3 protein-coding genes are annotated in these 5460 nt (G+C 70.4%); all 3 read right to left on the reverse strand.

Features of this window, described 5'->3' with window-relative positions; all coding sequences use genetic code 11:
• Window positions 1–91: 91 nt before the first annotated feature.
• Window positions 92–1615 (reverse strand): acetaldehyde dehydrogenase ExaC, encoded by a 1524-nt coding sequence (exaC, locus tag ABT001_RS35640; protein WP_351285827.1) that lies wholly within the window; start codon window positions 1613–1615, stop codon window positions 92–94.
• 112 nt (window positions 1616–1727) lie between these two features.
• Window positions 1728–2990, reverse strand: a complete 1263-nt coding sequence (locus tag ABT001_RS35645) for a GAF domain-containing protein (protein WP_351285828.1) — start codon at window positions 2988–2990, stop codon at window positions 1728–1730.
• 147 nt (window positions 2991–3137) lie between these two features.
• The gene (locus ABT001_RS35650; RefSeq protein WP_351285830.1) at window positions 3138–5273 is read right to left on the reverse strand and encodes a UvrD-helicase domain-containing protein; all 2136 of its coding nucleotides are present in this window, start codon (window positions 5271–5273) and stop codon (window positions 3138–3140) included.
• Window positions 5274–5460 lie beyond the last annotated feature (187 nt).

Raw genomic sequence — 5460 nt, forward strand, 5'->3', positions numbered from 1 at the left:
CACAGCCGCAATCTCATCCGGAGTCACACCCTGTCAACGCAACACCGACCGAAAGGACACGCTCACCCATGTCCGACCTGACCAAGCCCTACTAGAAGAAGCCCAGCTTCTTCGGTGAGTACGACACCAGGAGGTTCTTCGTCTGCTGGTAGTGCTCCAGCATCATCTTGTGGTTCTCCCTGCCGATGCCCGACTGCTTGTACCCGCCGAAAGCGGCGTGGGCCGGATAGGCGTGGTAGCAGTTCGTCCAGACCCTGCCCGCCTTGATGGCCCGGCCCGCCCGGTAGGCGGTGTTGGTGTCCCGGGTCCACACGCCCGCGCCGAGCCCGTACAGCGTGTCGTTCGCCGTCCTGATGCCCTCGTCGAAGTCCGAGAAGGACGTCACGGCGACCACGGGGCCGAAGATCTCCTCCTGGAAGACCCGCATACGGTTGTGGCCCTCGAAAATGGTCGGCTGGACGTAGTAGCCGCCCTCCAGATCGCCCCCGTGCTCGACGAGCTGGCCACCGGTCAGTATTTTCGCGCCCTCCTGCTGTCCGATCTCCAGGTACGAAAGGATCTTCTTCAGCTGCTCGGCGGAGGCCTGCGCGCCGATCATCGTGTCGGTGTCCAGCGGGTGCCCGGGCACGATCTGTTCGGTGCGGGCGATGCCCGCTTCGAGGAACTCGTTGTAGTGCCCGCGCTGGATCAGCGCCCGCGAGGGACACGTACACACCTCGCCCTGGTTGAGGGCGAACATGGTGAAGCCTTCGAGCGCCTTGTCACGGAAGTCGTCATCCAGCGCCCACACGTCGTCGAAGAAGAGGTTCGGCGACTTGCCGCCCAGCTCCAGCGTGACGGGCTTGAGGTTCTCCGAGGCGTACTGCATGATCAGGCGCCCCGTCGTCGTCTCGCCGGTGAAGGCGACCTTCGCGATCCGGGGACTGGACGCGAGAGGCTTGCCCGCCTCCGCCCCGAAACCGTTGAGGATGTTGACGACCCCCGGCGGAAGCAGATCCGCGACCAGGCTCATCCACAGATGGATCGACGCGGGGGTCTGCTCGGCCGGCTTGAGGACCACCGCGTTCCCCGCGGCCAGCGCCGGGGCCAGCTTCCAGACCGCCATCAGAATGGGGAAGTTCCACGGAATGATCTGAGCCACCACACCCAGCGGCTCATGGAAGTGGTACGCCACGGTGTCCTCGTCGAGCTCGCTGAGCGACCCCTCCTGGGCGCGCAGCGCACCCGCGAAGTAGCGGAAGTGGTCGATGGCCAGCGGAATGTCCGCAGCCAGCGTCTCCCGCACCGGCTTGCCGTTCTCCCAGCTCTCGGCGACCGCCAGTTCCTCCAGATGCTCCTCCATGCGGTCCGCGATACGGTTCAGGACCGTCGCACGGTCACCCGCCGACACGGCCCCCCAGGCGGGTGCCGCCGCATGGGCGGCGTCCAGGGCGCGCTCGACGTCGTCCTCGGTGCCGCGGGCGATCTCCGTGAACGGGCGGCCGTTGACGGGGCTCGGGTTCTCGAAGTACTGGCCACGGGCCGGCGGGACATAGGCGCCGCCGATCCAGTGGTCGTAGCGGGACTCGTACGAGACGATGGCGCCCTCGGTCCCCGGCGCGGCGTAACGGGTCATCTCTGTGGCCTCCCGGATCCGGTGCCGCCCGGCGTTGGACGGCCCTCGGAGTGAGGCTAGGCAGCGCGACGTTGCAACGCCGTTGCACGCACCGCCCTCCGGGGGTACGGGACTACGCCCGCTGCTCCGCGTCCAGCGCGCCGGCCCTGGCCAGGAGCGCCGCCCGCCGTTCCGGGGGCGCCGCCGCGGCGAGTGCCCGCCAGACAGGGAGGTCCTCCGCACCCCAGGGGCTGTACGCCCAGTCGGAGAGCAGCCCCGGATCACCCCGGGCGATCAGCGCGGCCCGCAGCTGTCCGGCGATCCGGCGTCGGAGCCGGACCACCGCCGGTGCCTGCGAACGCGGCAGCAGGGGGCCCGCATACGCGCCGAGCGCCGCCGCCACCGACCCGGACTCCAGCCTGCGCGCGACGGCATCGAAGTCGGCGTCCACCGGCCGGCCCAGACGGTACGGACGCGAGCGCACCAGCTCGGGTCCCAGAAGGCGGCGCAGCCGGGCGAGTTCGGCCCGCAGCGTCACCGGGGGGACGGACTCGTCCTCGTACAGCTCGATCAGCAGCTCGTCACCGCCGAGGCCCTCCGGGTGGAGGGCCAGCGTCACCAGGATCTCGCTGTGGCGTCTGCTGAGCCGGACCCTGCGCCCGCCCGGGACGTCCGGCACCAGGAGCGCCTCGTCCCTCCCGAGGGCGGAGAGCTGAGCCGACCCACCGGCGGACGGGGGTGCGACGAGCGCGAGCTGGGACTCGGCGGCCCGTGCCACGGCCTGGACGAACGCCAGGCTGTGCGGATGCGCGAGCCCGTCCCCGCCGGTGATGTCGACGGCGCCGAGCACCCGGCCCGTGTGCGGGTCGTGCAGCGGAGCGGCCGCGCACGTCCACTGCTGGACCGGCCGGAGGAAATGCTCGGCGCCGAACACCTGCACAGGGCGGTCGACCGCGAGCGCCGTGCCGGGGGCGTTCGTCCCGGCCGCCGACTCGGCCCAGCGGGCCCCCTCCACGAAGTTCATCCGTTCCGCACGCCGACGGGCCCGCGCATGCCCCTCCACCCACAGCAGCCTGCCGTGCGCATCGCAGACCGCGAGCAGATGCTCGCCGTCCATCGCGTAGGCGCTCATCAGTTCGCGGATCATCGGCATGACGCGAGCCAGCGGATGCGCGTCCCGGTAGGGTCCGAGCTCGTCCGCGCAGAGCTCGACCAGCGCCGATCCGTCAGGGCTGACGCGGGCCTGGGCGGACCGTCGCCAGGACTGGCCCACCACGGAGCGCACCGGCGTCTCAAGCCGGCCGTCGGAGGTGAACACCTCGTGCGCACGGTGCAGTTGAGCGAGCCGGGAGCCCGGGTGCTCGTCGGCGGCCGGAGCAACCCAGGGGTCCGTCAACTCGGCCTCCCGTCCATGGCGACATGTCTCCCCATCGTCGGGGCAGACGGGCTGTCGCGACAACCGCTGGGGCGGCGCAATCGTCGGCACTCTCCCTCACGGCCCCGGGGTGCCGGCAGTCCGCTCGACGAAGGGCGGCTGTGCGCCTCAGAGACCGGCCTCGACCAGGAACTCGCTCGGCTCGCCCCACCAGGACACGTACAACCCGTCCCGGGCGCGGGTGCACGCGACGAACAGCAGGCAGCGTTCCGCCAGGAGGTCCGCGTCGTGCTGGAGCCGGTCGACCTCGGCGGCGGTGACCGCCCTCGGATACGGGAGCGCCCCGTCACTCACGCCGATGACCGCGACGCACCGGAATTCGAGCCCCTTGAACGCGTGCATGGTGCCGATCTGCACGCTGTCCGGGTCGGCGGGCGCGTCGCCCCGGAGCCGCACGGCAGGGACGCCCGCCGCCCTGAGCCGTTCCACGGCCTTGTCGCAGACCTTGTTGAACCGGGCGCTGACCCCGATCTCACCCGGCGCGATGCCGCTGTCCAGCCATCCACGCACCCGCTCGACCAAGGCGTCGAGTTCGGCGCCCTCCGAGTCCCCGTCGAACGTCTCGGGCCCGTCGCCGTGCAGGGCCGAACGGTAGCCGAGCAAGGTGTCGTTGCGGGCGTCGTCCGCCAGCTGTTCGAAAGGCCGGCCGACGAGGAGAGCGGTGGACCAGCTGAGGATCTCGTGGGTGGAGCGGTAGTTCTTGCGCATCTTCGTCGACCGGCCGCTGACCCTGACCCCGACCGCCTTCAGCGAGACCTTCGTGTCGTAGATGCGCTGGTGGGGGTCGCCCGCGATGAACAGGTCGTCGGGGCGCGCCGGAGCCGCGGCCCGCAGCAGCCGCCACTGGGCCGGGTGCAGGTCCTGGGCCTCGTCGACGACCACGTGCCGGTAACGCGGTCCGGAGGCCGTCAGCAGATCCGCGGCCTCCGAGCAGGTGCCGAGGTAGGTGCGCAGCCCATCGGCGCTGAGGCGGCCGGTGAACTCCTCGACGGTGCGCCACACGGCACCGCGTGCGGACGTGGGCAGAGCGCTGCCCCGGCCCCGGCGCTCGCAGCTCTCGTACTGCTCCAGGGTCCGGAGGTCCTGGGCGAGGATCACGTGCTTGTACTCCTGGGCGAGGAACTGCGCGGTGCCGGTGAAGCCGGTGGCGCGAGCCGCCTGCTCCCACCTGGTCTCCTCCTCACCGCCGCGCAGTGGCCGTCGCGACGTCGACACGACACGGCCGGCGAAGGCGTCGACGGTCATGATGTCGACCCGGTCGCGCAGCACCTCGTCCTCGACCAGGGCCGCGAGGCCCGCACGGAGAGCGGCGACCAAGGCGTTGGTGTACGTCGTCAGCAACACCCGGTCACCATCGCGCAGATGCCCCAGAAGGTGGCGTACCCGGTGCAGGGCGACGACCGTCTTCCCGGTCCCGGGGCCGCCGGTGACCTGGGCGGGGCCGGAGTACGAGGGGCGATAGGCGACCTTGTGCTGCGAAGGGTGGAGAAAGACCCGCCACGCGGCGAACGGCTTGTCGAGGATGTCGCGCAGCTCCTCCGACGCGGTGACGAGAGCGATACGCGCACGGGTGCGCTGGATCGCCGTCGCGAAGTCCTTCGTGTCCACGGGCGGATCACCGGCGGACACGGTGGACATGGCCACGGACACCACGTCCCGCCACACGTCCTCGACGCTGAAGCCGGCCGCCAGGTACTCCAGGACCTCCCGCTGGTCCTGGGGGAAGTACGGGGCGAACACCTCCAGCTGCTCCGCGTCGGTAAGCGCGCGGGCCTGCCGGAGCGTGGTCTCGTCGATGCCGAGCGCGGCCATGTCACCGTCGGACACCTTCGCGAACAGCCGCTGATCGGGAGCCGGGGCGATCCGCTCGTACGCCGGAGTGAGCTCGTCGAGCATGGCGATGTCCCGGATCTCGACGGCCCGGGTGACCGTGTTGATGCTGGCCCTCTGCTTGACCGCCCACGCGATGGCCTTGTCGTGCGGCATGACGCGCAGCAGCACGTACGTGTCACCGCTGTCCGGCGCGAGGACCACGCCCCGCGTCCCCTGGTCGATGCGGATGGTCCTGATGTGCGGATCGCGGGCCCGCTTGAGGGTCTCCAGCTTCAGCCCCTGGTCCTTGAACAGCTGGTCGAGAGTGAGACGTTCGAACTTCTCCCAGGCGTCGAACACCCCCTGTTTGACGCTTCCCTGGAGCTTGCTGAGCTGTGCGCAGAAGTCGATGTCGAACGCGAGGTGGGGCATGGGCGGACTCTCCGGGGGAGCGGCGGGGCTAGGGCGTGTTTCGAAAGTAGCGCCGTCCGCCCGAAGGGCGGGACTTCCGAAACACGCCCTAGAGCTTGTTCTTTTTCTTCCGGTCTCGAACGGTGTCTCGTACTGGGTCGCTCACCTGGGGATTCACCGGACGTGGGGGCGGCCTTCGTCTGATCCT

The sequence above is a fragment of the Streptomyces sp. NPDC002793 genome (assembly GCF_040295485.1).
Lineage (GTDB): Bacteria > Actinomycetota > Actinomycetes > Streptomycetales > Streptomycetaceae > Streptomyces.